Origin of the sequence: Phenylobacterium sp. VNQ135, from assembly GCF_049445735.1 — a bacterium.
GTDB lineage: Bacteria > Pseudomonadota > Alphaproteobacteria > Caulobacterales > Caulobacteraceae > Phenylobacterium.
The window spans coordinates 234,602-260,016 of record NZ_JBMSDS010000005.1; the positions used below are offsets into that span (position 1 = coordinate 234,602).

Consider the following 25,415-nt stretch of genomic DNA (forward strand, 5'->3'; position numbering starts at 1 on the left):
GAAGTCCTAGTGTCCGTGCTCGGCTTCGCCCTTGGCGAGTTCGGCTTTCAGGAGGAAGGCGTTGGCCGCGGCGACCCGCTCCTCGCCGCCCAGCCCGCGGAGGATCTCGGTGCGGCCGCCGGCTTGGCGCCCAACCAGCACCGGTGTGGCACGGAAGCCTCCGTTCACCGCCACGAACACGACGCTCGAGCCCTCGATGCTCTGAACGGCATCGCTTGGCACTGTCAGCCCGCCTGCCTCAGCGCCGGTGATGACCGCGCCCGTCACCGCCGAGCCTGCCGGGGGGAGCACGCCTCCAGCCGCGCGTGCGCGGATGACCGTCGCACCCGTCTGCTCGCCGGCAGCCGTCGCAACTCCGACGATCACGGCGTCAAATTCGCCCGTGGGCCCTTGGACCCGAATCCGGGATCCTGCGCGAACGCCGGTGGCGACACTCGGCGGTGCATTGAAGACCAGTTCGACCCGGTCGGGGTTGGTCACTTCGGCGACGACGCCGCCCTGCGTGACGAAGCCGCCAGGCCCGATCGCGACAGAGGTGACGACGCCGGAAATCGGGCTGGTGACGGTCAACCGGCCCGCAGCGTTCGGCCCCCCCGACGCCGACGCCCGCGCACGGGCGGCCCGCGCCGCCGCCTCGGCGCTGAGCGCTTGAGCTCGCGACGTCTCGACCTCTTGCCGTGCAACGATCCCCTGGGAGCCAAGGCTCTGGTCACGTTGATAGGCGCGTCGCGCGGCGTCGGCCGCTGCGGCTGCAGCGTCGGCGTCGGCTCGGAAGGTAGCGGCTTCGCCGCTTACCAGGACCGCAAGGCCCTGGCCGGCGCGGACCGATTGCCCGGCGGCTACGAGAACCCGTTCCACGCGGCCGGCCACAGCCGCTCCAACGCTGGCCCGGGCATCGATCATCGGCTCGACACGCCCCGAAAGCCGGACTTCGCCGCCGCTGCCACGGGTGACCGCGACCAGCTGAATTCCGGAAGCGCGGATCTGCGTCGGCGTGAGCGCAACGACTCCTTCGGGCGCTGCGGCGCCCTCTTCGCTGTGGCCTTCTTCCTCCGCGCCTTCTTCCGCGTGCTCCTCGCCAGCGGCGGGAGCCGCGGGCTTGCTCATCATGTTCGACAGGACGAACCCGCCCCCGCCGGCCAGCATCACTGCGGCCGCGACCGCGCCATATAGGCGCGCATTGTCCCTCTTCATTGTCATCATTGTACTCCGGGGGTGGCGACGCCGCTGAGCCGAGCTTGCGCGGCCTGGGCGCTGATCCGCTCGACGGCGGCTGCAATGGTTTGGGCGCGCGCTTCAGTCAGGGCGCGGCGGGCGGCGACCAGTTCGGCGAGCGGGAGTTTGCCGGCCTCGTACCCGATGCGGGCGAGACGATAGGCTTCTTCGGCGGTGCTCTCGCCCTCGCGGGCTGCCGCGAGCCGGGTTTCGGCCGCTGAGATGCGCGCCGTGCTGGTGCGGACGGCGGCTTCGGCGTCGAGCCTGGCCGCGTTCAGCCGGGCCTCGGCGGCTGTCTGTTCAGCCCGAGCGGCGGCGATATTGCCGCGGTTCTGATCGAACAGCGGCAGGGGCACAGAGACGCCCGCGACGAGCGCGGTGGCGTCGTCCTCTTGGAAACGGCGCAGGCCGACGGAGAGGGTCACATCCGGAATGGCTCGACGTCGTTCAACGCTAAGGCGTCGCGCCGCCGCTTCTCGCTCAGCCTGTGCAGCGAGGAAGGCCGTCGTCGCGTTCGCTGCGGGATTGGCTCCGGAGAAGAGTGGAGCTTTCGCCTCGAGTAGGCTGACCGGGATCGAGGTGATTGGCGCCGACGCCCCGGCGAGGGCTGTCAGATTGCCGAAGGCAGTCGCACGCGCAGCCTGGGCTTCGTCCACCGCCGCACGGGCGGCTTGCACCGCCGCCTGAGCCTGGAGACGCCGCAGGTCGGCCTCCCGTCCCGCCGCGACCAGGGCTGTGGCGATGCGCGCATCCTCTTCCGCGAGGCTTCGCGAGTCATGGGCGAGTTTCAGTCTCCGTTCGGCCGCCTCGGCATCAGCATAGGCGGCCGCCAAATCGAAGGCGTATTCCGCTTCGATCCGGCGGGCCTGGGCGCGAGCCGCCTCGACTTCCGCACGCCCAGCCGCGACCCGCGCCGAGCGCTTGCCGCCAAGCTCGACAGTCTGACCGATCGTCGCGGTGGTCTCCGACAGGCTCGTCCCGCGGAAGGGACCGGAACCGGAGAAGTTTTCGATCTCGAGTCCCACGCTCGGGTTGGGGATCGCGCCTGCCTGCCTTGCGAGCCCTTCGGCCCGAGCGATGTTGGCGCGCGCCTCGGCGAGACGGGGGGCGGTGGCCTGCGCCTGGGCCAGCAGTGCGGCGAAGGGCGGCGCAGGTTCGGCCATAGCGGCGCCCGCTGCGCCGAGGCTGACCAGCAAGAGCAGTCCCGCCAAAGGCGAGCTGCGGAAGTCGGGTTTCATGGTGTCCCTCTTGAACGTGACGGAATGAGCGCGTCAGCGCGCGAGCCGTCAGGCTCTGGGAGGTCGGATCAGCCCGAACTTGGGATCGGAGATCGGCACCCGGTTGCGCACGAACGGGTGGGCAACCGCCAGCAGCGGAGCGGACAGCTCGCCGGCGGCTAGCGTGGCCGGTACGTAGGGCGCGCTGTGATGGCAATGTCCGTGGATGCAGATGCCGCGTCCCTCGTCGAGAGGCGGTGGACCAGCATCGTCGGCGGGGGCGGCGGCGACAGGCAGTTCAGCCGCAACGGCGCTCAGGCTGCCTTCGTCGCGGCAGATGAGGCCGTCGAGACCCGGCCCGAGCGTGAGCACGGTCAGCACGAGCGCAGCGAGCACCATGCCGACCTTCCGCCACCAGGGTGAGGTCCATTCCATCGCCCGTCCCTATATCGAGACTGACGAGCGCTGGGAATGCGTTACAAAATCACGTTCGGCTTTCGCCGCGCGACGCTCTTCACGGGCCTGAGCGGTGATCTGCCAAGCGGAGCGGAAAAAGACCGCTGCCAGCAGCACGCCCACGATCACGTCCGGCCAGCGCGACCCTGCCACAGTGACAGCCACGCCGGTGGCTGCCACGGCAAGGCATTGGATGAGGTCATTGCGCGTGCAGAGCCAGACGGACCGGACGTTGGCGTCGCCCTCGCGGAAGCGCACCAGAAGCAGGGCCGCCAGGAGGTTGGCGGCTGCGCCGAACAGGCCCAGGCCGGAGATAGCGCCGCCCTCCGGCGAGGCCCCGGTGAGCGCCCGCCAGATGGCCAGGCCGAGGATGCCGGTCGCCATCACGGCGAGGCTGGCGCTTTTGATGAATGCGGCGCCGGAACGCAACTGGACGCTCTTGCCGATCACCCACAAGCTCAAGGCGTAGGTGGCCGCATCGGCTGCGAAGTCGAGTGTGTTGGCCGCCAGCGCAGCCGAGTCGGCGAGCCAGCTGCCGATGGCGACGACGACAAAGCCAACGATGTTGATAGCGATGACGGCGGTGAGGGCGCGCTTGTAGGCCGGAGACGCGCCGTCGAACGCGACGGCGCTCCCGCAGCCACATCCCGCGGCAGCCGGCCTCTCGGAGGTTGAACAACTGGACATGCAACCACCCTGCACCCTCTAGTGGCTAGAGGATCAAGCACCTATTTTGACGGCACGACAGGAGGCCGCATGCCAGCGCTCACAATCGGCAAACTCGCCAAGGCGACCGACGTGAAGGTCCCGACGATCCGCTTCTACGAGCAGATCGGGCTTCTGCTCAAACCGGACCGCACCGAGAGCGATCGCCGCATTTACGATGATCGGGCCGTGCGTCGGTTGGCGTTCATCAAGCACGCGCGCCAGCTTGGCTTTTCCGTCGACGCGATCCGCACCTTGCTCGACCTAGCCGATCATCCGGATTACGCCTGTGACGACGCAAACGCCCTCGCAGCAGAACAGCTGACCTCAATCGAGACGAAGATTGCCCAGTTGCAGGCGTTGCGGTCCGAGTTGAAGCGCATGGTTGCGACCAGCTGCCGTGGCCTCGCCGGCGACTGCCGCGTCATCGAAACTTTGGCCGATCACGCCCTTTGCGTCACGGATCACTCGACCTCCCGAGCGCTCCCGTGAGGCCGTTTGCTGGCGCCGCCCTGATGCTCCTGCTCGCCATCCTGTTGATCGGCTGCGAGCGGGAGCCGACCGTGGAGCTGACGCCAGAGGAGATGAGCCATTTGAGGCTCAAGCGGTTGGACCCGGAACACGGCCGACCAGTACGCCCGCTGATCTCGCAGTTCGGCACCGAGGAAGGACTTGGAGAGGTGGTCGCAATCGATCCGAGCAGGTTGACGGTCTCGCTTCGTCACACGCATCAATCCCGCAACGACTGGCCGAGCATGGTGATGAACTTTCGTGTCCGGCAAAGCGATATCGCACGCCTTCGGCCGGGCGCGCGCGTCTACTTCCGCGCTACCGTGCAGGATGAGGCGGGCGAGATCCTCTACGTTTCTCCAGCGCCGGCGAGCTGATGGGCCACCAGTTCGAGCCGCCGGGCATGGCGTGTAGCCACCGAACGAAGGGCGAGCTTGCCGACAATGCGGTCGAACGGCGGCTCGCCGAAGCCTCCGACCACTGTGCTCGGGTGGGCCAAACCTGGACTCCAGGGCGAGCACGCATCTACGACTTGTTGGTTCGCGCGGAGAGGCCGATCGGCGCCTATGAGCTGTTGCAGGCGCTCTCGAGGCCAAGCTACGCAGCCAAGCCACCGACGGTTTACCGGGCTCTGGAGTTCTTGGTTCGCGTCGGCCTCGCACACCGGATCGAGAGCTTGAATGCATTCGTGGCCTGCGACCGCCATCACGGCCGCTCAGCGATCGAATTCCTGATCTGCGACTGCTGCGGCAGGGCCCAGGAATGTGAACTCGAAATCGATCAGACCGCATTCGCGGCCGCTTCTGCACGAGGCTTCAAGCCCAACCGTCTCGTTCTGGAAGTCCACGGCGTGTGCCCAGACTGCGTCGGCTGAGTCCCGATAGCAGCCCGGCATTGTCGGAGATTGTTTGGTGCGGGCGGTCGGAATCGAACCGACATGACCGAGGTCGCGGCATTTTGAGTGCCGTGCGTCTACCAGTTTCGCCACGCCCGCGGCGGAGACCTATCTAGCTTCCGAGGAGGCGTTCGCCAAGAAGGCGCTAGGCGTTCGCCAGCGCCTTTCCCGCGGAAGGGACCTTCCGCGTTTTGGAACGGCCGTTAAGCGCTGCTGCATCCACGCGCGTCTTGATGTGGGACGCGTAGAATTTCTCGATCATCTCCACGCTCGTCCGGCAGTTCTTGGCCACCTGGTAGATGTCGGCGCCTTCGAGCAGGCGCAGGCAGATGTACGTGTGACGCAGGCTGTAGGCGGTGCGCGGGTTGCCGTCGCGATCCTCCTTCAGCCCTAGCTCGTCGAGCACTGCGTTCATGAGCTGCCGCTGGATCTTCCCGAACACGGGAGCTGTCGGCTTGCACACGCCGCGCCGCTTCAGCAGCCGCTCGAAGGGGGCGACCGCGTCGGGCGTGCTCTTGCAGAAGCCGACACCGCGTTTGCCGCGGACGTCGATCTCCAGAATGCGTTGCCGCGTGGCGGCGTCTGTCACGACCTTCACGTCTCGGAATTCGAGGCGCTGGGCCTCGTCGGGGCGGAGCCCAGTGTTCGCCATGAACTCCACGAAGTCGTGGAAGAGCTCGCACTCACTCCGCCAACGGTCGCGCTTCGGGCTGCGGGCGCGTTCTTCGGTCGCTGCGCGTAGCCGTTCGTACTCCTCAGGCGAGAACCACGCGCGGTGCGAGATCTTCCCCGACGTCTTGTACGGCGCCGACATGTCTGGAACGGCGGCGATCCATCCATGGCGGTTCGCCGACTTGAGCACCTGGCGAAGCGTGACCGTCTCCTGATGCAAGGTGCTCCGCGCCGGGCGCTTGCCGCCCGCGTTGCCGAGCCGCGCGACGCGATATTGCTGGATCAGACCCGCTGTCACCTCGCTGACCGGGCGTTTGCCGAAGAACGGGAGAAGATAGAGCTTGAGGTGCCGTTCCTTGTTCTCGACGTAGCGCGCATTCCGCTCACCGGCGGTCAGGACGCGGTACTCAGCCATGAACGCTTCCGCGGCCTGCTTGAAGGTCTTGGCCGTCGGGGAAGAGGGCAGTGGCGGGACGGTCGCGACCGCCCGGTTGAGCCCAAGGCTGCGAGAGCCCAACCGATCTTCGGCGATGCGGTCGAGCGCCCACTCACGAGCGACGGTCAGCGCCGCGTCGAGCCGGTCCTGGTGGGTCGACGCTCGATGGTTCCGGCCGCTGAGGTAGATGGCGCATTGCCAGAAGCGGCTGTTTTCGCGCCTGTAAACGTGAACTCGGCCGTCGAGAAGGGTATGGCGTTCGGCGGGCATGTCTTCGGCTCCTGCTGAGCAGGTGTGCAGGACATGTGTAAGTCCGAAGGCCTATTAAGCTGCTGTTTTTGCAGCGAAAGATAGACGCTCCTGGCTTTTGAGTCCGGCGCGTCTACCAATTTCACCACGCCCGCAGCGGCGACCTATCTAGCTTCCCCCGGGCCGTTGGCCAAGACGGCGCTTGGGCCGCGGGCGAACGGGATTTGAGACGCCTTTCGTCCACCTGAAGCTTGATAAGCGGCGGCCCGCGCAGTAACTGATAATCGTTCGCAAAGTTCTGCGGGCGCCGGGATCCGCTTGATGCACCAGACGATCGTCCAGCCGGTGGCCGAAGGCCTGACGCCGCTCAGCCAGGTGCGGCCGGGCGACCGTGGCGTGATCATCGAGGTGCGCGCCGACCACGCCAGCGGTCACGGCGTGGACGTCCAGGAGCTGGAGCGCCGTCTGCTGGAATTCGGCTTCGTGGAAGGTGCGGCCGTCGAGGTGCTGCACCAGGGTCTCTTCGGACAGGACCCGATCGCGCTCAAGGTCGACGACATGCGGGTGGCGCTGCGCCGCCGCGACGCCGCGGACGTCTGGGTGCGTCTGGACGCCAGATGAGTGACGCCGTGATCCGACCCGCCCGCGTGGCGCTGGTCGGCAACCCGAATACGGGCAAGACCGCCCTCTTCAACGCCCTGACCGGCAGCCGCCAGAAGGTCGCCAACTACGCCGGCGTCACCGTCGAGCGGAAGGAGGGCTTCGTCACGACGGCCGGCGGCCGCACCCTGTCGGTGCTGGACCTGCCGGGCACCTATTCGCTGCGCGCGCGCAGCCCGGACGAGGCGGTCACGCGCGACGCGGTGCTGGGCCAACTGGCCGGCGAGGAGGCGCCCGACGTGGTGGTCGCCGTCGCCGACGCCACGAACCTGCGGCTCGTCCTGCGGCTGATCCTGGAGCTGAAGGCGGTCGGCCGGCCGATGGTGCTGGCGCTCAACATGTACGACATCGCCCAGCGCCAGGGCCTGCGCATCGACCTGGACGGGCTTCGGGCGGAGCTGGGCGTGCCGATCGTCACGACGGTCGCGACCCGCAAGCGCGGCATCGACGACCTGGTGGCCCAGGTCGACGCCATGGTCAGCGCCGGCGCCGTGCCCGAGCACGAGAACCGCTGGCGCGCGCCCACCGCCGGCGAGATCCGCGACGCCCACCGCGAGGCGCAGCGGATCCTCAAGGCCTATGTCCGGCCGCCCGAGCATCCCGACACCCTGACCGGCCGCATCGACGCGGTACTGCTGCACCCGGCGGCGGGCCTCGCCATCCTGCTGGGTCTGCTGTTCGTCATGTTCCAGGCGGTGTTCAGCTGGGCCGGACCGGTCCAGGACCTGATCGAGGCGAGCTTCGCCTTGCTGGGCGGGCTCATCGCCCAGGCGCTCCCCGACGGCCTGGCCCAGAGCCTGATCGTCGACGGCCTGATCGCCGGCGTCGGCAGCGTGGTGGTCTTCCTCCCGCAGATCCTGATCCTGTTCTTCTTCATCATCCTCCTGGAAGACTTCGGCTACATGGCCCGGGCCGCCTTCCTGATGGACAAGATCATGGGCGGCGCCGGCCTGCACGGCCGGGCCTTCATCCCGCTGCTGTCGAGCTTCGCCTGCGCGATCCCCGGGATCATGGCCGCCCGGGTGATCGACCAGAAGCGCGACCGGATGACCACGATCCTGGTGGCGCCGCTGATGACCTGTTCGGCGCGCATTCCGGTCTACACCCTGATCATCGGGGCCTTCATCCCCGACCGGACGGTGGGACCGGGCCTCAACCTGCAGGGGCTCGTGATGTTCGGCCTCTACGCGGCGGGCATCGTCAGCGCGCTGGCCGTCTCGTTCGTGATCCGCAAGGTGTTCTGGCGTGGCGCGGTCGAGCCGTTCCTGATGGAGCTGCCGACGTACAAGTGGCCGTCGCCCGAGAACGTCGCCCGCAACCTGCTGCTGCGCGCCCAGATCTTCATGGGCCGGGCGGGGCGGATCATCCTGCCGCTGATGATCCTGGTGTGGTTCCTGTCGACCTTTCCGGCGCCGCCGGCGGGCGCGACGGGCCCGGCCATCGACTACAGCTTCGCCGGCATGATCGGGCACACGATCCAGCCGCTGTTCGCCCCCATCGGATTCAACTGGCAGATGGTGGTGGCCCTGATCCCCGGCTTCGCCGCGCGCGAGGTCGCGGTGGCGGCGCTGGGCACCGTCTATGCGGTGGGCGATGCCGAAGCCAACGTCGGGGCTCTGGGCGCACGGCTGGCCGAGAGCTGGTCGCTGGCCACCGGCCTGTCGTTCCTCGCCTGGTACATCTTCGCGCCCCAGTGCGTGGCGACGCTCGGCGTCGTGAAGCGCGAGACCAACTCCTGGGCCTGGATGGGCGTGATGTTCGTCTACATGCTGACGCTCGCCTACCTGGCGTCGTTCGCCGTCTATCACGCGGCCGTCGCGCTGGGCTGGGGCTAGACCGCGCCTCGGCTGTGGGGAAATTCGGCAGCAACCCCGACGCGAAAAATTAACCATCCATTCGCCCTAGCGTTTAACCGGCCGATAAACGAGGCGGCGCCAATGTGGCGTCGTCATGCAGAAGACGCTTGAAAACACCCACGACGCGACGCCCGGCAAAAAGCCGTTCGCCCGGAAGGATTCCCTGGCGAAGCGCGTCCGTGAGGTTCTCCTGTCGTTCGGCGGCGAAGCGCACCGGACGCTGGTGATCGAACAGGTGGCCCGCAGCCTGGGCCACGACGTCCGGCAGATCCCGGAGGAGCTGCAGGTCGCGCTCATCGGCTCGTTCGAGGAGTACTGGCGCGACGAGCGCAAGCGCGCCGCCTTCGGCTTCCACCTGCCGTTCGGCGAGGGCTCGCACCGCTGGGGCGTGCGGCCGGAGCCCGCCTACCTGCACTAGGCCGACGTCTCGCCCGCGAGCTGTCCGGCCGCCGTCTGCAGGCGGACGAGGAGGCGCTTCAGCAGGCCCACCTCGTCGGGCGAGAGGCCGGCGATGAGGGCGGCCTCGTAGGCCAGCGCCAGCGGCGCGATCTCGGCATAGAGCCGTCGGCCCTCCGCGGTCAGCTCCAGCACGTGGCTTCGTCCGTCGGCGTGGTGGTCGGCCCGACTGACCAGCCGGCGCTTGACCAGCCCCTGCGCGGCGCGGCTCACCGTCACCTTGTCCATCACCGTGCGGGCGACGATCTGGCCCTGCGTCAGGCCGCCGTCCTCCGCCAGGACGCAGACCAGCCGCCATTGCGGCACGGTCAGGCCGAAGCGGTCCTGGTAGGCGCGCGCGATCAGGCCCGAGACGGCGTTCGACGCCACCGAAAGACGGTAGGGCAGATAGGCGTCGAGCTTCAGCCCGACGCCCTCGGACGCCTCCTGCGCCATCAGGCCTGGACCACCTGCTGTTCGATGGCGCCGAAGATGGTGTGGCGCTTCGCATCGACCATTTCGATCCGCACCGTGTCGCCCGCCTTCAGGAACGGCGTCGAAGGCTTGCCGTCGCGGATGGTCTCGATGGTGCGCACCTCGGCCAGGCACGAATAGCCCACCCCGCCGTCGGCGATCGGCTTGCCTGGGCCGCCGTCCTCGCCGCGGTTGGAGACGGTGCCCGAGCCGATGATCGTGCCGGCGCTGAGCGCGCGGGTCCTGGCGGCGTGGGCTACCAGTGTGCCGAAGTCGAAGGTCATGTCGACGCCGGCGTCCGCCGCGCCCAGCGGCTTGCCGTTCAGCTCGACTTCCAGCGCGCCGTGTAGCCGGCCGTCCTTCCAGCCCGGCAGGGCGTCCGGCGTCACCGCCACCGGCGAGAAGGCCGAGGCGGGCTTGGACTGGAAGAAGCCGAAGCCCTTGGCGAGTTCGCCGGGGATCAGGTTCCGCAGCGAGACGTCGTTGCACAGCATGACGAGGCGGATGGCGGCCAGCGCCTCCTCCCGGCTCGCGCCCATCGGCACGTCGCCCACGACGACGGCGATTTCGCCTTCCAGGTCGCAGCCCCAGGCCTCGTCCTTCAGCGGGATGGGGTCGCGCGGGCCCAGGAACCCGTCCGAGCCGCCTTGGTACATCAAGGGATCGGTCCAGAAGCTCTCGGGCATGTCGGCGGCGCGGGCCTGCCGGACCAGGGCCACGTGGTTCACATAGGCCGAGCCGTCGGCCCACTGATACGCCCGCGGGAGCGGGCTCGCCGCGTCGTGCTCGTGGAAGCGCGCCTTGGGCACCGAGCCGTGCTCGAGGCTTTCGGCCAGTCCGCGCAGTTCAGGCTCGCAACGCTCCCAGTCGTCGAGCGCCGCCTGCAGGGTCAGCGCGATGCGGTCGGCCGGCGAGTACCAGGCCACGTCGTTCGACACGACCACCAGCCGCCCGTCGCGGCCGCCCTTCAGGGACGCAAGCTTCATTCAGTGACTCCGGATGTCGAAGGGTTCACGCGGGATCGCGCCGGTCAGCTTCACGCCCGCTTCGTAAGCCTGGGGTTGGTAGACCATGACCTCCACGCGGATGTCGCCGCCGGGCTCGCCGTCCCACAGGTAGGCGCGCTCGAAACAGACCTCGCGGCCGTCAGGGGTGAAGCCCTCGAAGGTGTCGCCCCAGGGCAGGTGCTCGGCGAGCTGGCGCCAGCCGAGGGTGCAGGCCCGGTCCAGCTCGTCCCGGGCGGCGGCGGTCAGGTCCGCCTCTAGGCTCATGCGGTCTTCCAGCTGTCCACGTACGCAGGGTTCTCCACCGTACCCGCCGCGTCGCCGACTTCCAGGGGGTCGCGCGTATCGATCATCACCGCGTACTCGTCGGTCGCCGGCTTGGGCTGGGCCAGCATGTTCTTCAGCGCCTTGGGATGCGGCCCGTGCGTGAAGCCCGAGGGATGGAAGGTCATCATCCCGGCTTCGATGTGGTCGCGGCTGAAGAAGTCGCCCGCGTGGTAGAACAGCACCTCGTCGTAGTCGTCGTTGTTGTGGAAGAACGGCACCTTCAGCGCGCCGGGGTCCGTCTCGAACGGGCGCGGGGCGAAGGTGCAGACCACGAAGCGGTCGCTGACGAAGGTGGAGTGCACGCTGGGCGGCAGGTGGTAGCGGTGGCTCATCACCGGCCGGATGTCGCGCACGTTCAGGCGCACCGGCGCGAGGTCGCCGTGCCAGCCCACCGCATCCAGCGGATTGTAGGGATAGGTGACGACCGAGACCTGGCCGCGCTTCTTGATCTCGACGCGGAACTCGCCGGGCTCGTCCTGGTGGGCCTTGAAGGCCTCGTCGATGGCCGGCGTCTCGAGGATCGCCGGGTCGAACTGCGCATGGCCGCCCATCAGGCCGCGGTCGGGCAGCTTGAAGTGGGCGTTGGTGGCCTGGATCATCAGGATCGCGGCGGGGCCGGCCGGCTTCAGCCGCCACATGGTCCCGCGCGGCAGGTAGAGGTAGTCGCCCGAGCGGAAACGCAGGCGGCCGTAGTCGCAGAGGAGTTCGCCCTCGCCCTCATGGACGAAGAGGAGCTGGTCGCCGTCGGCGTTGCGGGCCAGCGCCGGCATGGCTGCGTCCAGCTTCCAGAAGCGCACCTCGCAGGCGGCGTTGAGCAGCACCACGTGGGACGACCACGGCGACGGCTCGGCGGCGTTCAGCCGGGCGAGGTCGAAGGCGCGCGGGCGCAGCGGCCCCTCGAAGTTCGTCCAGCCCGTCGGCGGGCGGCGATGGTGCAGGAAGGCGGCCGGCCCGAAGAAGCCTTCCTTCGAGATCTCGCGCTCGTAGGTGCCTTCGGGGAGGTCGGCGTGGGCCTGGCGGGAGTGAACCCCCTGCGCGGCCCGGACCGGGATCCAGTCGCCCTTCGCCATCACGGATCGTCCTTGTAGATGCCCACGCTCAGCGGCTGGCCGTCGGCCATCCGCGCCCGGTACATGCCCGAGGTGTTGAAGCTCCAGGCCATCTGGCCGTCGGGGGCCACCGCGATGACGCCGCCGTCGCCGCCCATGGCGGTGAGCTGCTTCTGGATCACCTCGTCGGCCGCGGCCTGAAGCGAGAGCCCCTTGTATTGCACCAGGGCGCAGATCTCGCGCGCGACGGTCAGTCGGATGAAGTACTCGCCCGTGCCCGTGGCCGAGACGGCGCAGGAGGCGTTCGAGGCGTAGGTGCCGGCGCCGATGATGGGGGAATCGCCCACGCGACCCCAGCGCTTGGCCGTGGTGCCGCCGGTGGACGTGCCGGCCGCAACGTTGCCGGCGCTGTCGAGGGCTACGACGCCCACGGTGCCGTACTTCTTGTCGATCTGCGCCAGCAGGCCACGCTCCTGGCCTTCGTCATGCTGCAGAGAGGAGCGCAGTTCGGGCACGCTGGGCGCGCCTTTCGGCCGAGGCGGCACGGGGAGGCCCTGGCTCTTCAGCGCCTTCTCCAGCGCCTCCCAGCGGCGCTCGGTGAAGAAGTAGGCGGGATCGACCTGGTCCAGCTTCTGACTGGCCGAGAAGCGTTCGGCGCCCTCGCCCATCAGCATCACGTGCGGCGACTTCTCCATCACGGCGCGCGCCAGGCTGATCGGGTGGCGCGTGCGGGTGACGCCCGCCACCGCGCCGGCCTTCAGGGTCTTGCCGTCCATGATCCAGCTGTCGAGCTCGTTGCGGCCCTCGGCGGTGAAGACCGCGCCGCGGCCGGCGTTGAACAGCGGATCGTCCTCGAGGATCTTGATCGAGGCCTCGATGGCGTCGATGGCCGAGCCGCCGTTCTTCAGCACCTCGCCGCCGACCCCTGCGACCTTGGCCATCGCGTCGCGATAGGCCTTGTCCTGTTCCGGGCTGAGGTCCTGGCGTTCGATCACGCCGGCGCCGCCGTGCACCACGATCGCCCACTTCGGCTTTGCGGCCGCCTGACCCGCCATCGTCACCATCACCGCCGCCAGAACCGCACCGAGAACCTTCGACCGCATCAGCCTTCCTTCGCCGGGAGAACCCCTCGCCTGATCTGATCGAGTTCGATGCTTTCGAACAAGGCCTTGAAGTTGCCTTCGCCGAAGCCCTCGTTGCCCTTGCGCTGGATCAGCTCGAAGAAGATCGGGCCGATCATGTTCTCGGTGAAGATCTGCAGCAGCAGGCCCTGGCCCTCGGTCGGCGCGCCGTCGATGAGGATCTTGTTGCGGTGCAGGCGGGCGACGTCCTCGCCATGGCCGGGCACCCGGGCGTCGATGCCCTCGAAGTAGGTGTCGATGGTGTCCTGGAACTGGACGCCGCGCTCGCGCATCGTCTCGACCGCGTAGTAGATGTCGTCGGTGCCCAGGGCGACGTGCTGGATGCCCTCGCCCTTGTAGTCCTTCAGGAACTCCTCGATCTGCGAGTGCTCGTCCTGGCTCTCGTTGAGCGGGATGCGGATCTTGCCGCACGGGCTGGTCATCGCCTTGGACACCAGCGCCGTCTGCTTGCCCTCGATGTCGAAGTAGCGGATCTCGCGGAAGTTGAAGATCCGCTCGTAGAAGTCCGCCCAGGTCTTCATGTTGCCGCGGTGGACGTTGTGCGTCAGGTGGTCGAGGTAGGTCAGGCCGACGCCGTTCTTCGACATCGCCTCCTCCGCGCCGGGGATCGGCGTGAAGTCGACGTCGTAGATCTCCTGCGCGCCATAGCGGTCGACGAGATAGAGGTTCGAGCCGCCGATCCCCTCGATCGCCGGGATGTTCAGCTCCATGGGACCGACCGGGCCCCGGACCGGCGTCGCGCCCCGCTCAACCGCCATCTGGAACGCCTTGGCGGCGTCCTTCACGCGGAAGGCCATGGCATTGGCCGACGGCCCGTGGACGGCGCGGAAGTCGGCGGCCTGGCCCGTGGGCTCCATGTTGAGGATGAAGTTGATGTCGCCCTGCCGGAACCGCAGCACGTTCTTCGAGCGGTGCCGCGACACCGCGGTGAAGCCCATCAGCTCGAAGAGGTTCTTCAGCCGCTCGGGCTCGGGCGAGGTGAACTCGACGAACTCGAAGCCGTCGGTGCCGAGCGGGTTCTCGAAGAGGTCGCGGGTCTGAAGGCTCGTCTGGACGTTCATGGCGGAAGTCTCCTGTCGATCGGGAGATGGTATCATCTGCAACGACTTTGCAAGAGGGTCGAAGCAAGGCCGCGACAAGCCTCGGCGGGCCTGCTAGCCAGAACGCTCGAACCTCCTCCTCGGCCCCCCGAAATCGGACACGGAATGATCCGCAAGCTCTACGACTGGGTGATGCGGCTGGCCGCCTCCCGCCACGCCCCTCGGTCCCTGGCCATCGTCTCGTTCGCGGAGAGCTCGTTCTTCCCGGTGCCGCCGGACGTGATGCTGGCGCCGATGGTGCTGGCCAATCGCGACAAGGCCTTCGTGTATGCCGCGATCTGCACGGTCGCCTCGGTGCTGGGCGGTTTGCTCGGCTATGCGATCGGCGTCTTCCTCGAGCCCGTCGGCATGTTCATCCTGAAGGTGTTCGGCCATCCCGAGGGACGTGAGGAGTTCCAGCGCTGGTTCGATCACTGGGGGCTGGGCGTCATCCTCATCAAGGGCCTCACGCCGATCCCCTACAAGCTGGTGACGATCACCGCCGGCTTCGCCCGCTTCGACCTCTTCACCTTCATCTGGGCCTCGGTGGTGACCCGGGGCGCGCGGTTCTTCATCGTCGCGGGCATCCTGAAATACGCGGGCCCGGCCATGCTCGCCGAGTTCGAGCGGCGCATGACGCTCTATTCCATCCTGCTGCTCGCGCTGCTGATCGGCGGCTTCGTCGCGCTCAAGGTCTTCATGTGAGCGCCGCTTTAGGCTCATATCGGCGCCGATGACGCTTCTCAGACCCTTCCTCGACCGCTGGCGGCTCTGCGCGCTGCTCGCCGCCGTCGCCATGCTGTCGATCGCCCACGCCTTCCAGACCTTCGGCGGCTACGCGCCCTGCACGCTCTGCCTGCGGCAGCGCGAGGTCTACTGGACGGCGCTGGGCCTGGCGCTGGGCTTCATGGTCCTGGTCCGCCTGCCCGGCGGGCCGCGCTGGCGCGAGCTCACCTGCTGGGTGCTGGGCCTGGTGTTCGCCGTCAGCGTCGGGCTCGCCGTCTATCACGCCGGCGCCGAGTGGAAGTTCTGGCCCGGCCCCGAAGCCTGCGCCTCGTCGGGCGCCGGAGTGAACGCCGCGGCGCTGAACGACTTCCTGGCTGGCGAGAAGGTCCGTCCGCCCGCCTGCGACGAGGCCCCCTGGGTCTTCGCCGGACTGTCGATGGCCGGATGGAACGCCCTGATCTCGATGGGCCTTGTGGCCCTGAGCGTGCTGGCCGCGCTGCGTGAGAGGTCCAAGCGATGAGCGACAAGCCGATCCCGCCCCGCCCCGGACGCGGCGCGACCGCCGCACGACTGGCCGAGATCCTGCGCGTCGATCACGCGGGCGAACTGGGCGCCGTGCATATCTACCGCGGCCAGCGCGCGGTGCTGGGCGCCGCCCCCGGCCGCGAGCGCATCGCCGGCCAGCTCGCCGAGATGGAGGGGCACGAGGCCGAGCACCTCGCCCGCTTCGACCGCCTGCTCACCGAACACCGCGTGCGGCCCACCGCCATGACGCCGGTCTGGCGGCTGGCGGGTTTCGCCCTGGGCGCCGGCACGGCCCTGCTGGGTGAGAAGGCGGCGCATGCCTGCACCGAGGCGGTCGAGACGGTGATCGAGGAGCACTACGCCGGCCAGATCGCCGAACTCGCCGACCGCGATCCCGACCTCGCCGCCGAGCTGTCCAGGTTCCGCGACGAGGAGCTGGCCCACCGCGATCTCGCCGTGGAGGAAGGCGCCCGGGAAGCGCCCGGCTACAACCTGCTGGCGGCGGTGATCCGCACCGGCTGCCGCGCGGCGATCAAGATCAGCGAAAAGGTGTGAATCCGCGACCTTCCGATCGTTGAGCCGGCCCCGGAATCGGCGGCCTCATCCCTCTTGCCCCGCAGCATTCCTACGCGGGGTTGAGGGAACGTGGGGCCACAGCCATGGCGGAGTCGACGGAAGCCGTTAGTTCTGTTTTTGTTCGCCATCCACACGAGGAGGCGGACATGGCGGACGGGATGTTCCATCAGGCGCTGGAGACCGCCTTCGCCGGCGAGCCTCGGTTGTCGCGGGCGACGGCGCCGCGCTCCAGCCTCTGGGCGCGCTGCACCTGCGGACGCGAAGCCGCGGTCGACCCTAGGCCCTGGCTGGCGCAGGGGCTTGGCCGACAGCACGTCGACGACCTGGAAGAGCGGCTGCGCTGCCTGTGCGGCGCGAGGTGCGCCCGGCTCGAGATCCGCGGCCTCGCCGAGGCGCCCTCCGGCGTCACCGGCGGGATCTGGATCTTCCGCTGAAGCGGCGGTGCGCTGCGTCTACATCAACCTGGCCCAGGCCGGCCGGCGCCGGGCCCACATGGAAGCCGAGTTCGCCAGGATCGCCCCTGAGGGCGTGGCCCTGGAACGCTTTCAGGCGGTCGACCCCGCCACGGCTGCGGCCCTGCCCGGCGAGATCCGCGCGCCCGAGAAGGCCTGCTTCCTCAGCCACCGGAGCGCCATCGCCGCGCACCACGACGGCGAGACGCCGCTCTTCGTGCTCGAGGACGATGTCCTGCTCTCAGGCGAAGCCTTCGGCGCGCCGGCCCTGCCGCCCGGCGACGACTGGGACCTGCTGTTCACCGACACCATCCTGGCCGATCCGGGCACATGGATCCGGCTGGCCAAGAGCCGGCCGGAGCTGGCGCGCACGGGCCGCATCCGGGTAATCGACCTGGCGGGCGTCGGCTTCGCGGGTGCGGCGGCGTACGTCGTGAACGGCCGCTCCAAGGATCGCGTGCTTGCGGCGCTGGACGGGCTGGGCCCGCTCGACCTGCCCTATGACATCGCGCTGCGCCGGCTGGTCCACGCCGGGCGGCTGCGCGCCTGCGTCGCCTTTCCCTTCCTCACGTCGGTGGCGCCCTTTAGCGCGGAGACGTCGCAGATCCAGCCCGGCGGCAATGCGGCCGACGCGATCTCCGACGCCTTCCGGCGGCTGATGTTCGTCGGCCGCGACATCGCCGAGAGCCGCGCAGAGGCCGAGGCGATCGCGGCGTCGGCCGACGAGGAAAGCCGGCTGGTCGGGCTGATCCTGGCGGGCGTGGTCAGCGACCGCTTCGGTCCGAAGTAGCGCCTAGCGCTTGCGCCGCACGCTGCCGGCGCGATCCCGCACCGGGCCTTCCGACACGCTCCAGCGGCCGTTCTGCGCCTCGGAAACCAGCACTGCCCAGCGGGTGTATCCCTTCGGCGTCGGCTGATGGTAGGTGCAGCGCACGTAGCCGGGCGAATTCTTGGCGCAGCGGACGTTGCGCACCGGCTGCGTCTTGCCGCGCACGTGGTCCAGCGCCTCCGAGAGTTCCGCCGGGCTCGGCGTGTCGTCGGCGGCGCGCGCCGCGAGCGGCGAGGCGGCCATCAGAACGGCAAGCGGAATCCACGACCTCATGGTCCGAGCCTAGCGCAGCTCGGCGAACGGCGTCACGCCTCGAGTTCGATGTCCCAGTAGAGGTAGTCGAGCCAGCTTTCGTGCAGGTGGTGCGGCGGGAAGCGGCGTCCGCGCTCCTGCAGTTCGAAGGCGCTGGGCCGGCGCGGCTTCATGCGCGGATGCATGTGCGCCTCGTGCGGGGTGCGGCCGCCCTTCGTCAGATTGCAGGGCGCGCAGGCGGTGACGATGTTCTCCCACGTCGTGCGGCCGCCGCGCGAGCGGGGGATGACGTGGTCGAACGTCAGTTCGTCCGTCGACGTGCAGTACTGGCAGGTGAAGCTGTCGCGGAGGAAGAGGTTGAAGCGGGTGAAGGCCGGAGGCCGGTCCTGGGCCACGTAGTGCTTCAGCGACACCACGCTCGGCAGCTTCATCTCGAAGGAGGGGGAGTGGATGACCTGGTCGTAGGTGGAGACCACGTCCACGCGGTCGAGGAAGACCGCCTTGATGACTTCCTGCCAGGGCCACAATGACAGGGGATAGTAGCTGAGCGGCCTGAAATCGGCGTTCAGGACCAGACAGGGCCAGCCGTTGGGCGGATGCCTAAGCACCTGCATGGCGGACCCTCCGTGAACGTCCCAACGAGCCGTTGAGCGGAGCTATGTCATTCGACTTGGGACTGAAGACACGACCCTCGTCTTGGAAGCTGGCTTTGAAAACTATAGGCCCGATTCGACGACATCTCTACGACGGAGCGCATCGCGCCGGGCGCCTTGGGCCTCGCCCGCCGCGTCGGTGCGGGCGAGGCCTATTCGCGGCGCATCCGGGTCAGGCGCCGAGGGCGACGGTGGCGCCGGCGGTGGTCAGGGCCAGGCCCACGACCGCGAACGAGACCACCACGTCGAGGATCCGGTTCATCAGGATCGTCATCGCATTTCTCCTTTTGGTGTCTGGCGGCCCCGGCTGTCCGGCGCCGCGTCCATCTGGACGATGCTTAGATAGCACCATCTGAACATTGCCTAGATAAGTTTTTGCGCCGCACGGCTATGCGATTTTGCATTGGTCGGGACGCGTCCCCGGCGCCCGAAGGCGCAACGAAGAAGGGCCCCGCGAAGGGGCCCTCCTAAGCAGCAGCGTAAGGTGGGGAGACCTTAGGCGCCGAGCGCCGCCGTCGCGCCTGCCGCGGTGAAGCCGAGGAACAGGAGGAAGACGGGAGCGAAGCGGTCGAAGAACCGCTCGAACTTGGCGAGAGACATGACACACACCTTTCAGTTTTCGACCCGCCGCCTGAACCCCTTTGAACCCTTGGGGGAGCAGCGACGTTTGTCATTTGAACGACGCTAAGATAACACCGATCTGAGCGGCGTCAAGATATCTTTACGGCGATCAGATGCAGTTTTATGGTTGAGGTGATGAGAGACGCTCACAGCGCCGAGTCCCGGCCCTACCACCACGGCGACCTTGGCCGCGCCCTGGTCGACGCCGCCCGCCGGCTGCTCGAGGCGGAAGGTCCCAGCGCGCTCTCGCTCCGCGCCGTGGCGCGCGAGGCCGGGGTCAGCCCGGCCGCGCCCTATCATCACTTCAAGGACAAGGCCGAGCTGCTCGACGCGGTCGCTCATGAAGGCTGGGAAATCCTCAACGCCCGCATGGCCGAGGCCAAGGCGCGCGAGCAGGGCCGCCAGCAGCTTACGGCGCTGGGCCTCGCCTATGTCTGCTTCGCCCGGGAGCATCCGGCGCTGTACCGCGTGATGTACGACGCGGCGCGCGACAAGGAGGCCCTGCCCATGGACACGGCCAACCCCGACGAGGACAGCGCCTACTGCATGGTGCGCAACACCATGGTCGAACATGGCGCCGATCCCGCCGCCGAGACCGACCTGGAACTCGCCACCATCGCCTCGTGGTGCGCCGCCCATGGCCTTGCGGAGATGGCCGGGTTCAAGCAGTTCGGCCATTTGAAAGAGGCGCTGGGCGGCGAGCACGCCTTCCTCGCCGCCGTGCTGCAGCACATGGGCCTGTTCCCCCACGTCCCGCGGGACTAGACCAGATCGGGTGTTCGTCACCCGCTTCGCGCCGTCGCCGACCGGCTACCTGCACAGGGGCCACGCCTTCTCGGCCCTCACCGCCCACGAGGCCGCGCGCGAGGCCGCTGGTCGCTTCCTGCTGCGCGTCGAAGACATCGACGCCACCCGCTGTCGGCCGGAGTACGAGGCCGCCATCTACGAGGACCTCGCCTGGCTGGGGCTGAGCTGGGAGGAGCCCGTCCGCCGCCAGTCCGAGCACCTGAACGACTATCAGGCCGCCCTCGACCGGCTCGCCGCCGCCGGCCTGCTCTACCGCTGCTTTCGGACCCGCCGCGAGGTGGCGGAGGAGATCGCCCGGGCGCCGCACGGGGCGATGGAGGTCTTCCGCGGCGCGCCCCTGCCGGCCGAAGAGGAAGCACGCCGCCTGGCCGCCGGCGAGCCGTTCGCCTGGCGGCTTTCGCTGGATGAGGCGGAGAGGAAGCTGGGCGGCTTCGACGAGCTCACCTTCGTGGAGGAAGGCGATGGCGCAGCACGCACGATCCAGGCCCGGCCCGAGCTGGGCGGCGACGTCGTCCTGGCGCGGAAGGACGTGGGCGTCGCCTACCATCTGGCCGTCGTGTTCGACGACGCCTTGCAAGGCGTGACCCACGTGATCCGCGGCGAGGACCTGGCCGAGGCGACCCACGTCCAGCGGCTGCTGCAGGCCCTGCTCGGCCTGCCGACGCCGGTCTATCGTCACCACCGACTGCTGACCGGCCCCGATGGCAGGCGCTTCGCCAAGCGGGATCGTGCGGAGACGCTGCAAGACCTGCGCAACCGAGGCGTGACGGCCCAGGACCTGCGCCGCGAGCTGGGGTTCGCCGCCTAGGCGAAGCCCCAGGCCTGGCGGGCGGTCTCGATGCGCCCCAGCTTAGCGGCGAAGGGGCCCCAGTCGTCTGCGTCGGCGATCGGCGCCCAGATGGCCTCGATCTCGTCGTAGAGCAGTTCCTCGGGCTCGGGACCCTGGAAGTAGGGGTGATCCAGCCGCTCCGGCCGATCCGGCTCATAGGGGGCGACCACGTTCCGGAAGTCCGCGAAGGCCTCGCCCTCGTAGATGTCGAGACGGGGTCCCGTGAGCTCGCGCCTCGCGAACCAGTCGAAGAAGAACGGCTCCCAGCGCAGCCGCTCACCCCCCTCGGCGAGCCCCTTGAAGGCCGCCTGGACCAGCACCGCGTCCAGCTCCTCGCCCCGCGGCTTCAGTCCAAGCCGGCGGACCACCGCCGCCACCAGCTCCCGACGATAGGCGGGGCCGAAGCCGTTCAGGGCCTCGACCAGCGGATCGGTCTCGGTGACGAAGGTCAGGCAGCCGGCGAGCTGCTGCAGGTTCCAGAACACCGCCTCCGGCTGTCGTCCGAAGGCGTAGAGGCCGGCGTGGTCGAAGTAGGCGGCCGTGAAGTTCGGGTCCGACTTCGGCAGGAAGCGATAGGGACCGTAGTCGAAGCTCTCGCCGGTGATGTTCATGTTGTCGGTGTTGAGCACGCCGTGGACGAAGCCCGCGGCCATCCAGCTCGCCGCGAGCCGGGCGGCCCGGTCGCCCACAGCGGCCAGCAGGGCGGCGGGCCGGTCGTTCGCCCCCTCCAGCTCCGGGTAGTAGTTGGCGATCACATGATCGACGAGCGTGCGGATGCGGCCGGCTTCCTCGTGGAAGGCGTGGCGCTGGAAGGTGCCGAACCGGATGTGGCTGTGCGACAGCCGCACCAGGACGGAGGACCGCGTCGGGCTGGGCTCGTCGCCGCGGATCAGCTCCTCGCCCGTCTCGATCAGCGAGAACGAGCGGGAGGTCGGCACGCCCAGCGCCTCCAGCATGGCGGTGGCCAGCACCTCGCGGACGCCGCCCTTCAGCGTCAGGCGCCCGTCGCCGGAGCGGGACCACGGCGTCTGACCCGAGCCCTTCGTGCCGAGGTCGAGCAGGCGATCCGTGCCGAGCTCACGGAGCTGGGCGAAAGTGAAGCCGCGACCGTCGCCCAGGTCGGGGTTGTAAACCCGGAACTGATGGCCGTGGTAGCGCTGGGCCAGCGGCGGATCGATGTTGCGGGGCAGCGGCTGGAAGCGTCCGAAGTGGGCGATCCACTCGGCGTCGGTCAGGGCATCGAGGCCGACGGTCGCGGCGGCCCGGTCGTTGCGGTAGCGCAGGATGGTCTTCGGGAAATCCGCCGCCGCCACCGGGTCGGCGAACTCGGCCCCCAGCTCCGGGAACTTCGGGTCGGGTCGGTAGGCTGGGGAAACCGGCATCGGGGCAGGTAGCGCCCGGGGGTGGCCCCCGGCAACCGCTAGCGGATGCCGAGGAAGCCCAGGACGGCCAGGACGATCACGACCAGGCCCACGAGATAGATGATGCTGTTCATCTGCAACTCCTCCGTGCCGGGGCGCTAACGCCGCTGCGGTGGAGCCGTTCCGGCCTAGGCCTGCATGCGGGGCGGCGGCGGCTCGGGTTTGAAGATCTTGAGCAGCAGCAGACCTAGCAGGGCCGAGACCAGGGAGCCCGCGAACACGCCGGCCTTCGTCTCGGTAAGAAGGTCAGGGGTCGTGAAGGCCAGGTTGCCGACGAAGAGGCTCATGGTGAAGCCGACGCCGCAGAGCAGCGACACGCCGTAGAGCTGACCCAAGGTGGCGTGCCGGGGCATGTCGGCCCACCCCATGCGCACCACCAGGAGCGCGGTCAGGAAGACGCCGACCTGCTTGCCAAGGAAGAGACCGAGCGCGATGCCCAGCATCACGTTGTCGGTCAACATGGCCGGCGTGATCCCGGCGAGCGAGAGGCCGGCGTTGGCGAAGCCGAAGATCGGCACGACCGCAAAGGCCACGGGCTTGTGCAGCAGATGCTCCAGCCGGTGCAGCGGCGAAGTCTTATGGCTGTCGTGGTCGCGTTTTCCGGGCGTGCGATCGAGCGGGATCGTCATGGCCAGCGCCACGCCGGCCAGGGTGGCGTGGACGCCCGATTCCAGGACGAACCACCAGAGCACCAGGCCGGTCAGCAAGTACGGCCATAGACGGCGGACCTTGAAGCGGTTGAAGGCGATCAGCAGCGCCAGCATGGCGGCCGCGCCGCCGAGCGCGGCGAGCTGCAGGTCCTCGGTGTAGAAGACCGCGATGATCAGGATCGCCGCCAGGTCGTCCAGCACCGCCAGCGCCGTCAGGAAGATCTTGAGCGAGCTGGGGACGCGGTCGCCGGCGAGGGCCAGCACGCCCAACGCGAAGGCGATGTCGGTGGCCGCCGGGATCGCCCACCCGCGGGAAGCCAGCGGGTCGCCGGCGTTGAACGCCGTGTAGATCAGCGCCGGCGCCATCACGCCGCCCAGCGCCGCAAGACCGGGCAGGATCACGCGGGAGGGCCGAGACAGCTCCCCGTCCAGCACCTCCCGTTTGATTTCCAGGCCCACGAGCAGGAAAAACAGGGCCATGAGCCCGTCGTTGATCCAGTGGAGCACCGTCTCGGTCAGGTGCACCGGACCGAGTGCAAAGCCGAGCTTGGTCTCGAGCAGCGCGAAGTAGGGCCCGGCCAGCGGCGAGTTGGCGACGATCAGCGCCACCGCGGCGGCCGCCATCAGAACGTAGCCGCCCGACGCTTCCTGGTTGAAGAATTTGCGGAAGGCCGAGGCCGGGCGCGCGGAGCGTCGGGTCGTGGGCGACATGGGCCCTGCATACCGACGCTTGGCCGCCCCGCCAACGCCAATCGGCCGGACCCTGCCTCACGAAACCAGGAGCAACCCCGCTGCTGAAGCTCAGTAGGCCTTAAGGTCGGGATCGAGCGTCTGGCCTTCGTCCAGCTGCACCCCGAAGGTGTTCAGGATCATCGAGACCTGGGTGTACTGGGCGGCGGTGAACACGAGGTCCATGCGCTGCTTGTCGCTGAAGTGGCGTCCGAGTTCGGTCCAGGTCGGGTCGGTGATGAACTGGTCGGCGTGCAGCTCGTCGGTGGCGCGGATCAGGGCCGCATCGGCGGCGCTCCAGCCGGCCCCGGCGCCCTGCTTGATCCGCTGGATCTCGTCCTCGGTCAGGCCGCAGTCCAGCCCGATGCGGGTGTGCTGGACGAATTCGTACCCTGAGCGGCAGAGGTAGCCGACCCGCAGGATGACGATCTCACGCTCCCGCGCGGGAAGGTCGTTGCGGCGCGAGAGGACATACGAGCCCCACTCGTTGAAACGGGTTAGCGCCTTCGGAGCCCGGGCCAGGGTGCGGAAGATGTTGAGCACGCCCATCGTGCCCGCCCGGACCGGTGCGAGCGCCGCCTCCTGCTCGGGCGTCAGCTCGGTGTCCGACAGGGGTGCAAAGCGCGGCTGGCTCAGTCTCATGAACATCCCTCCTGACGGTCTTCGGCGCCGCCCGGGCGCAGCTTAGCCGATCGGACGCCGCCGGGCTTCCACCTTCGATTGCGCTGGAGCCGGGCGGCCGCGCTTGTTAGGCAGCGGCATGGCCTCGCGGTCCACCCTCGAATTCCTGCGCACCGAGACCGGATCGGGGTTGCTGCTGGCCGGCATCGCGGCCGCGGCGATCCTCTGGGCGAACTCGCCCTGGGCCTCCGAGTACGCCGCCCTCGTCGGCCACGCCGTCCCGATGCGGATCGGCCCCTTCGCCGAAACCCTGACCTTCGCGGGCTGGGTGCGCACGGCGCTGATGCCGATCTTCTTCCTGGTCGTGGGCCTGAAGATCAAACAGGAGATCGTCCGCGGCGAGCTTTCCAACCCGCGGCGCCTCCTGCTGCCGGTCCTCTGCGCGGTGGGCGGGGTGGCCGCCTCGGCCGCGGTCTTCCTGGCCGTGAACCTCGGGGAGGACGGCGTGGCCCAGGCCTGGCCCGCCGCGGCCCCCACGGACGCGGCCATCGCCCTGGCGCTGGTAGCCATCGCCGCCCCACGCCTGCCGCCGCCGCTGCGCGTGCTGCTGCTGACGATCGCCATCGTGCAGGACCTGATCAGCGTGGTCCTGATCGCCCTGGTCTTCAGCGAGACTCTTCGGCCGGCGATGCTCGGCGGCGCGCTGGCGACGTGGCTGGTGCTGGCGGCGATGTCGCGCTGGCGCGCCGCGCCCTATGCGTTCTGGGCGGCGGGCTACCTGCTGCTGTGGGGCTTCGTCGTGAAGTCCGGGCTCGACGCCTCGCTGGCCGGCGTCCTGGCCGCCGTCTTCGTCCCGCTGCAGCCGAAGCGGCCCGGCGGCCCGGGCGTGCTGGACCAGCTCCTGGCGGCGCTGCACCCCTACGTCGCCTTCCTGATCCTGCCGCTCTTCATCCTGACCGCGGCGGGCTTCCCGCTGCGGGGCCTGCCGCCCGACACCCCGACCGCGCCCGTCGCCCTGGGTCTCGGTCTCGCCCTAGCGCTCGGCAAACAGCTCGGCGTGTTCGGCGCCGCGGTCCTGGCGATCGGGCTGAAGTGGGCGAGGCGGCCGATGGGCGCGAAGTGGCTGGACCTCTACGGGATTGCGGCGCTGAGCGGCGTCGGCTTCACGCTCAGCCTCTACATCGGCGGGCTCGCGTTCCCCGCCGAGGCGGGGGTCCAGGCCAAGGCCCGCATCGGGGTGGTGGCGGGCTCGCTCATCGCGGCCCTGTGGGGCATGGCGGTGCTGGCCTGGTCCGACAGCCGGCGGCGAGCGGACTAGGCCCCAATGCAAAAGGGCCGCCTCG

Annotated in this window: 30 protein-coding genes and 1 tRNA gene; 14 read left to right on the forward strand and 17 right to left on the reverse strand. The window is 69.0% G+C overall.

Translation table 11 applies throughout. The features are described 5' to 3' along the window. Nucleotides 1-6: 6 nt before the first annotated feature. From ACO2Q0_RS18835 to ACO2Q0_RS18850, 4 genes are read right to left on the reverse strand one after another with little or no spacing between them, the layout of a single operon-like run. Nucleotides 7-1,203, reverse strand: coding sequence for an efflux RND transporter periplasmic adaptor subunit (locus ACO2Q0_RS18835; protein ID WP_293382881.1), 1,197 nt, complete (start codon nt 1,201-1,203; stop codon nt 7-9). Continuing rightward, nucleotides 1,200-2,453 (reverse strand): TolC family protein, encoded by a 1,254-nt coding sequence (locus tag ACO2Q0_RS18840; protein WP_374470389.1) that lies wholly within the window; start codon nt 2,451-2,453, stop codon nt 1,200-1,202. The genes ACO2Q0_RS18835 and ACO2Q0_RS18840 overlap by 4 nt, the downstream gene beginning before the upstream one ends. 48 nt (nt 2,454-2,501) lie before the next feature. Then, on the reverse strand, nt 2,502-2,867 hold the full coding sequence (locus ACO2Q0_RS18845) for a hypothetical protein (protein ID WP_423353054.1): 366 nt from the start codon (nt 2,865-2,867) through the stop codon (nt 2,502-2,504). Between the two features lie 9 nt (nt 2,868-2,876). Beyond that, nucleotides 2,877-3,575, reverse strand: coding sequence for a cation transporter (locus ACO2Q0_RS18850; protein ID WP_293382878.1), 699 nt, complete (start codon nt 3,573-3,575; stop codon nt 2,877-2,879). Nucleotides 3,576-3,644: 69 nt separating this feature from the next. Between ACO2Q0_RS18850 and ACO2Q0_RS18855 the strand changes: the two genes are divergently transcribed. The 3 genes from ACO2Q0_RS18855 to ACO2Q0_RS18865 are packed head-to-tail and all read left to right on the forward strand — an operon-like array spanning nt 3,645 to nt 4,977. Beyond that, nucleotides 3,645-4,085 carry a MerR family transcriptional regulator gene (locus tag ACO2Q0_RS18855; protein ID WP_257835915.1) on the forward strand — a complete coding sequence of 147 codons (441 nt, stop codon included), beginning with the start codon at nt 3,645-3,647 and terminating at the stop codon, nt 4,083-4,085. A 23-nt stretch (nt 4,086-4,108) separates the two neighbouring features. Beyond that, nucleotides 4,109-4,480 (forward strand): copper-binding protein, encoded by a 372-nt coding sequence (locus ACO2Q0_RS18860; RefSeq protein ID WP_257835916.1) that lies wholly within the window; start codon nt 4,109-4,111, stop codon nt 4,478-4,480. Further along, nucleotides 4,480-4,977, forward strand: coding sequence for a Fur family transcriptional regulator (locus ACO2Q0_RS18865; protein WP_293382874.1), 498 nt, complete (start codon nt 4,480-4,482; stop codon nt 4,975-4,977). The genes ACO2Q0_RS18860 and ACO2Q0_RS18865 overlap by 1 nt, the downstream gene beginning before the upstream one ends. 35 nt (nt 4,978-5,012) lie before the next feature. Here ACO2Q0_RS18865 and ACO2Q0_RS18870 read toward each other — a convergent pair. Together ACO2Q0_RS18870 and ACO2Q0_RS18875 are read right to left on the reverse strand one after the other, a co-directional pair. After that, nucleotides 5,013-5,097: transfer RNA gene (locus ACO2Q0_RS18870), tRNA-Leu, on the reverse strand. Between the two features lie 46 nt (nt 5,098-5,143). Then, nucleotides 5,144-6,376, reverse strand: coding sequence for a tyrosine-type recombinase/integrase (locus tag ACO2Q0_RS18875; RefSeq protein WP_257835917.1), 1,233 nt, complete (start codon nt 6,374-6,376; stop codon nt 5,144-5,146). 300 nt (nt 6,377-6,676) lie between these two features. On the opposite strand from ACO2Q0_RS18875, the gene ACO2Q0_RS18880 reads away from it, so the two are divergent. The 3 genes from ACO2Q0_RS18880 to ACO2Q0_RS18890 all read left to right on the forward strand — a co-directional run bounded on the left by ACO2Q0_RS18880 (nt 6,677) and on the right by ACO2Q0_RS18890 (nt 9,289). After that, nucleotides 6,677-6,976: a FeoA family protein gene (locus ACO2Q0_RS18880; RefSeq protein ID WP_423353055.1), complete on the forward strand. Its 300-nt coding sequence runs from the start codon at nt 6,677-6,679 to the stop codon at nt 6,974-6,976. Then, complete coding sequence (gene feoB / locus ACO2Q0_RS18885) at nt 6,973-8,850, forward strand: ferrous iron transporter B (RefSeq protein ID WP_423353056.1); 1,878 nt, start codon at nt 6,973-6,975, stop codon at nt 8,848-8,850. Before ACO2Q0_RS18880 ends, feoB begins: the two co-directional genes overlap by 4 nt. Nucleotides 8,851-8,965: 115 nt before the next feature. Beyond that, the gene (locus tag ACO2Q0_RS18890) at nt 8,966-9,289 is read left to right on the forward strand and encodes a hypothetical protein (RefSeq protein ID WP_423353057.1); all 324 of its coding nucleotides are present in this window, start codon (nt 8,966-8,968) and stop codon (nt 9,287-9,289) included. Here ACO2Q0_RS18890 and ACO2Q0_RS18895 read toward each other — a convergent pair. The 6 genes from ACO2Q0_RS18895 to hppD are packed head-to-tail and all read right to left on the reverse strand — an operon-like array spanning nt 9,286 to nt 14,363. Beyond that, nucleotides 9,286-9,762: a MarR family winged helix-turn-helix transcriptional regulator gene (locus tag ACO2Q0_RS18895; RefSeq protein WP_423353058.1), complete on the reverse strand. Its 477-nt coding sequence runs from the start codon at nt 9,760-9,762 to the stop codon at nt 9,286-9,288. The genes ACO2Q0_RS18890 and ACO2Q0_RS18895 overlap by 4 nt on opposite strands. After that, nucleotides 9,762-10,766 (reverse strand): fumarylacetoacetate hydrolase family protein, encoded by a 1,005-nt coding sequence (locus tag ACO2Q0_RS18900; RefSeq protein ID WP_423353059.1) that lies wholly within the window; start codon nt 10,764-10,766, stop codon nt 9,762-9,764. Before ACO2Q0_RS18900 ends, ACO2Q0_RS18895 begins: the two co-directional genes overlap by 1 nt. After that, on the reverse strand, nt 10,767-11,051 hold the full coding sequence (locus ACO2Q0_RS18905) for a hypothetical protein (protein WP_423353060.1): 285 nt from the start codon (nt 11,049-11,051) through the stop codon (nt 10,767-10,769). Beyond that, complete coding sequence (locus tag ACO2Q0_RS18910) at nt 11,048-12,181, reverse strand: homogentisate 1,2-dioxygenase (protein ID WP_423353061.1); 1,134 nt, start codon at nt 12,179-12,181, stop codon at nt 11,048-11,050. The genes ACO2Q0_RS18905 and ACO2Q0_RS18910 overlap by 4 nt, the downstream gene beginning before the upstream one ends. Further along, nucleotides 12,181-13,263: an isoaspartyl peptidase/L-asparaginase family protein gene (locus ACO2Q0_RS18915; RefSeq protein ID WP_423353062.1), complete on the reverse strand. Its 1,083-nt coding sequence runs from the start codon at nt 13,261-13,263 to the stop codon at nt 12,181-12,183. Before ACO2Q0_RS18915 ends, ACO2Q0_RS18910 begins: the two co-directional genes overlap by 1 nt. Beyond that, nucleotides 13,263-14,363 (reverse strand): 4-hydroxyphenylpyruvate dioxygenase, encoded by a 1,101-nt coding sequence (gene hppD / locus ACO2Q0_RS18920; protein WP_423353063.1) that lies wholly within the window; start codon nt 14,361-14,363, stop codon nt 13,263-13,265. Before hppD ends, ACO2Q0_RS18915 begins: the two co-directional genes overlap by 1 nt. Before the next feature lie 144 nt (nt 14,364-14,507). Here hppD and ACO2Q0_RS18925 point away from each other — a divergent pair, with 144 nt between their 5' ends. The 5 genes from ACO2Q0_RS18925 to ACO2Q0_RS18945 all read left to right on the forward strand — a co-directional run bounded on the left by ACO2Q0_RS18925 (nt 14,508) and on the right by ACO2Q0_RS18945 (nt 17,450). Continuing rightward, nucleotides 14,508-15,086, forward strand: coding sequence for a YqaA family protein (locus tag ACO2Q0_RS18925; protein ID WP_423353064.1), 579 nt, complete (start codon nt 14,508-14,510; stop codon nt 15,084-15,086). 28 nt (nt 15,087-15,114) lie between these two features. Further along, nucleotides 15,115-15,627 (forward strand): disulfide bond formation protein B, encoded by a 513-nt coding sequence (locus tag ACO2Q0_RS18930; protein ID WP_423353065.1) that lies wholly within the window; start codon nt 15,115-15,117, stop codon nt 15,625-15,627. Next, on the forward strand, nt 15,624-16,187 hold the full coding sequence (locus ACO2Q0_RS18935; protein WP_423353066.1) for a demethoxyubiquinone hydroxylase family protein: 564 nt from the start codon (nt 15,624-15,626) through the stop codon (nt 16,185-16,187). The genes ACO2Q0_RS18930 and ACO2Q0_RS18935 overlap by 4 nt, the downstream gene beginning before the upstream one ends. A gap of 167 nt (nt 16,188-16,354) precedes the next feature. Beyond that, nucleotides 16,355-16,642 carry a hypothetical protein gene (locus ACO2Q0_RS18940; protein ID WP_423353067.1) on the forward strand — a complete coding sequence of 96 codons (288 nt, stop codon included), beginning with the start codon at nt 16,355-16,357 and terminating at the stop codon, nt 16,640-16,642. 7 nt (nt 16,643-16,649) lie between these two features. Beyond that, complete coding sequence (locus ACO2Q0_RS18945) at nt 16,650-17,450, forward strand: glycosyltransferase family 25 protein (protein ID WP_423353068.1); 801 nt, start codon at nt 16,650-16,652, stop codon at nt 17,448-17,450. Nucleotides 17,451-17,453: 3 nt separating this feature from the next. Here ACO2Q0_RS18945 and ACO2Q0_RS18950 read toward each other — a convergent pair whose 3' ends face one another. Both ACO2Q0_RS18950 and ACO2Q0_RS18955 read right to left on the reverse strand, forming a co-directional pair. Further along, nucleotides 17,454-17,762: a hypothetical protein gene (locus ACO2Q0_RS18950; RefSeq protein WP_423353069.1), complete on the reverse strand. Its 309-nt coding sequence runs from the start codon at nt 17,760-17,762 to the stop codon at nt 17,454-17,456. Nucleotides 17,763-17,794: 32 nt separating this feature from the next. Beyond that, on the reverse strand, nt 17,795-18,355 hold the full coding sequence (locus ACO2Q0_RS18955) for an HNH endonuclease (protein WP_423353070.1): 561 nt from the start codon (nt 18,353-18,355) through the stop codon (nt 17,795-17,797). Between the two features lie 795 nt (nt 18,356-19,150). Here ACO2Q0_RS18955 and ACO2Q0_RS18960 point away from each other — a divergent pair. Both ACO2Q0_RS18960 and gluQRS read left to right on the forward strand, forming a co-directional pair. Beyond that, nucleotides 19,151-19,780, forward strand: coding sequence for a TetR/AcrR family transcriptional regulator (locus ACO2Q0_RS18960; protein ID WP_423353071.1), 630 nt, complete (start codon nt 19,151-19,153; stop codon nt 19,778-19,780). A gap of 10 nt (nt 19,781-19,790) precedes the next feature. Next, nucleotides 19,791-20,630: a tRNA glutamyl-Q(34) synthetase GluQRS gene (gluQRS, locus tag ACO2Q0_RS18965; protein ID WP_423353072.1), complete on the forward strand. Its 840-nt coding sequence runs from the start codon at nt 19,791-19,793 to the stop codon at nt 20,628-20,630. Here gluQRS and ACO2Q0_RS18970 read toward each other — a convergent pair. The 3 genes from ACO2Q0_RS18970 to ACO2Q0_RS18980 form a co-directional block, all read right to left on the reverse strand. Continuing rightward, nucleotides 20,627-22,033: a protein adenylyltransferase SelO gene (locus ACO2Q0_RS18970; RefSeq protein ID WP_423353073.1), complete on the reverse strand. Its 1,407-nt coding sequence runs from the start codon at nt 22,031-22,033 to the stop codon at nt 20,627-20,629. The two genes, gluQRS and ACO2Q0_RS18970, sit on opposite strands and share 4 nt — an antisense overlap. 167 nt (nt 22,034-22,200) lie before the next feature. After that, nucleotides 22,201-23,433, reverse strand: coding sequence for a Na+/H+ antiporter NhaA (gene nhaA, locus ACO2Q0_RS18975; RefSeq protein ID WP_423353074.1), 1,233 nt, complete (start codon nt 23,431-23,433; stop codon nt 22,201-22,203). A 90-nt stretch (nt 23,434-23,523) separates the two neighbouring features. After that, complete coding sequence (locus ACO2Q0_RS18980; RefSeq protein ID WP_423353075.1) at nt 23,524-24,093, reverse strand: carboxymuconolactone decarboxylase family protein; 570 nt, start codon at nt 24,091-24,093, stop codon at nt 23,524-23,526. A 118-nt stretch (nt 24,094-24,211) separates the two neighbouring features. On the opposite strand from ACO2Q0_RS18980, the gene nhaA (ACO2Q0_RS18985) reads away from it, so the two are divergent. After that, the gene (gene nhaA, locus ACO2Q0_RS18985; protein WP_423353076.1) at nt 24,212-25,390 is read left to right on the forward strand and encodes a Na+/H+ antiporter NhaA; all 1,179 of its coding nucleotides are present in this window, start codon (nt 24,212-24,214) and stop codon (nt 25,388-25,390) included. Nucleotides 25,391-25,415: the final 25 nt, after the last annotated feature.

Bases quoted from the DNA above. Each gene is read 5' to 3' on its own strand.
- ACO2Q0_RS18880 (WP_423353055.1), top strand. From the start codon at position 6,677: ATGCACCAGACGATCGTCCAGCCGGTGGCCGAAGGCCTGACGCCGCTC.
- ACO2Q0_RS18850 (WP_293382878.1), bottom strand. From the start codon at position 3,575: ATGTCCAGTTGTTCAACCTCCGAGAGGCCGGCTGCCGCGGGATGTGGC.
- ACO2Q0_RS18980 (WP_423353075.1), bottom strand. From the start codon at position 24,093: ATGAGACTGAGCCAGCCGCGCTTTGCACCCCTGTCGGACACCGAGCTG.
- ACO2Q0_RS18840 (WP_374470389.1), bottom strand. From the start codon at position 2,453: ATGAAACCCGACTTCCGCAGCTCGCCTTTGGCGGGACTGCTCTTGCTG.
- feoB (WP_423353056.1), top strand. From the start codon at position 6,973: ATGAGTGACGCCGTGATCCGACCCGCCCGCGTGGCGCTGGTCGGCAAC.
- ACO2Q0_RS18865 (WP_293382874.1), top strand. From the start codon at position 4,480: ATGGGCCACCAGTTCGAGCCGCCGGGCATGGCGTGTAGCCACCGAACG.
- nhaA (WP_423353074.1), bottom strand. From the start codon at position 23,433: ATGTCGCCCACGACCCGACGCTCCGCGCGCCCGGCCTCGGCCTTCCGC.
- ACO2Q0_RS18900 (WP_423353059.1), bottom strand. From the start codon at position 10,766: ATGAAGCTTGCGTCCCTGAAGGGCGGCCGCGACGGGCGGCTGGTGGTC.
- hppD (WP_423353063.1), bottom strand. From the start codon at position 14,363: ATGAACGTCCAGACGAGCCTTCAGACCCGCGACCTCTTCGAGAACCCG.
- ACO2Q0_RS18915 (WP_423353062.1), bottom strand. From the start codon at position 13,263: ATGCGGTCGAAGGTTCTCGGTGCGGTTCTGGCGGCGGTGATGGTGACG.
- ACO2Q0_RS18960 (WP_423353071.1), top strand. From the start codon at position 19,151: ATGAGAGACGCTCACAGCGCCGAGTCCCGGCCCTACCACCACGGCGAC.
- ACO2Q0_RS18925 (WP_423353064.1), top strand. From the start codon at position 14,508: ATGATCCGCAAGCTCTACGACTGGGTGATGCGGCTGGCCGCCTCCCGC.
- ACO2Q0_RS18935 (WP_423353066.1), top strand. From the start codon at position 15,624: ATGAGCGACAAGCCGATCCCGCCCCGCCCCGGACGCGGCGCGACCGCC.
- ACO2Q0_RS18950 (WP_423353069.1), bottom strand. From the start codon at position 17,762: ATGAGGTCGTGGATTCCGCTTGCCGTTCTGATGGCCGCCTCGCCGCTC.
- ACO2Q0_RS18930 (WP_423353065.1), top strand. From the start codon at position 15,115: ATGACGCTTCTCAGACCCTTCCTCGACCGCTGGCGGCTCTGCGCGCTG.
- ACO2Q0_RS18835 (WP_293382881.1), bottom strand. From the start codon at position 1,203: ATGATGACAATGAAGAGGGACAATGCGCGCCTATATGGCGCGGTCGCG.
- ACO2Q0_RS18955 (WP_423353070.1), bottom strand. From the start codon at position 18,355: ATGCAGGTGCTTAGGCATCCGCCCAACGGCTGGCCCTGTCTGGTCCTG.
- ACO2Q0_RS18845 (WP_423353054.1), bottom strand. From the start codon at position 2,867: ATGGAATGGACCTCACCCTGGTGGCGGAAGGTCGGCATGGTGCTCGCT.
- ACO2Q0_RS18890 (WP_423353057.1), top strand. From the start codon at position 8,966: ATGCAGAAGACGCTTGAAAACACCCACGACGCGACGCCCGGCAAAAAG.
- ACO2Q0_RS18970 (WP_423353073.1), bottom strand. From the start codon at position 22,033: ATGCCGGTTTCCCCAGCCTACCGACCCGACCCGAAGTTCCCGGAGCTG.
- ACO2Q0_RS18860 (WP_257835916.1), top strand. From the start codon at position 4,109: ATGCTCCTGCTCGCCATCCTGTTGATCGGCTGCGAGCGGGAGCCGACC.
- ACO2Q0_RS18940 (WP_423353067.1), top strand. From the start codon at position 16,355: ATGGCGGACGGGATGTTCCATCAGGCGCTGGAGACCGCCTTCGCCGGC.
- ACO2Q0_RS18910 (WP_423353061.1), bottom strand. From the start codon at position 12,181: ATGGCGAAGGGCGACTGGATCCCGGTCCGGGCCGCGCAGGGGGTTCAC.
- ACO2Q0_RS18875 (WP_257835917.1), bottom strand. From the start codon at position 6,376: ATGCCCGCCGAACGCCATACCCTTCTCGACGGCCGAGTTCACGTTTAC.
- nhaA (WP_423353076.1), top strand. From the start codon at position 24,212: ATGGCCTCGCGGTCCACCCTCGAATTCCTGCGCACCGAGACCGGATCG.
- ACO2Q0_RS18905 (WP_423353060.1), bottom strand. From the start codon at position 11,051: ATGAGCCTAGAGGCGGACCTGACCGCCGCCGCCCGGGACGAGCTGGAC.
- ACO2Q0_RS18855 (WP_257835915.1), top strand. From the start codon at position 3,645: ATGCCAGCGCTCACAATCGGCAAACTCGCCAAGGCGACCGACGTGAAG.
- ACO2Q0_RS18895 (WP_423353058.1), bottom strand. From the start codon at position 9,762: ATGGCGCAGGAGGCGTCCGAGGGCGTCGGGCTGAAGCTCGACGCCTAT.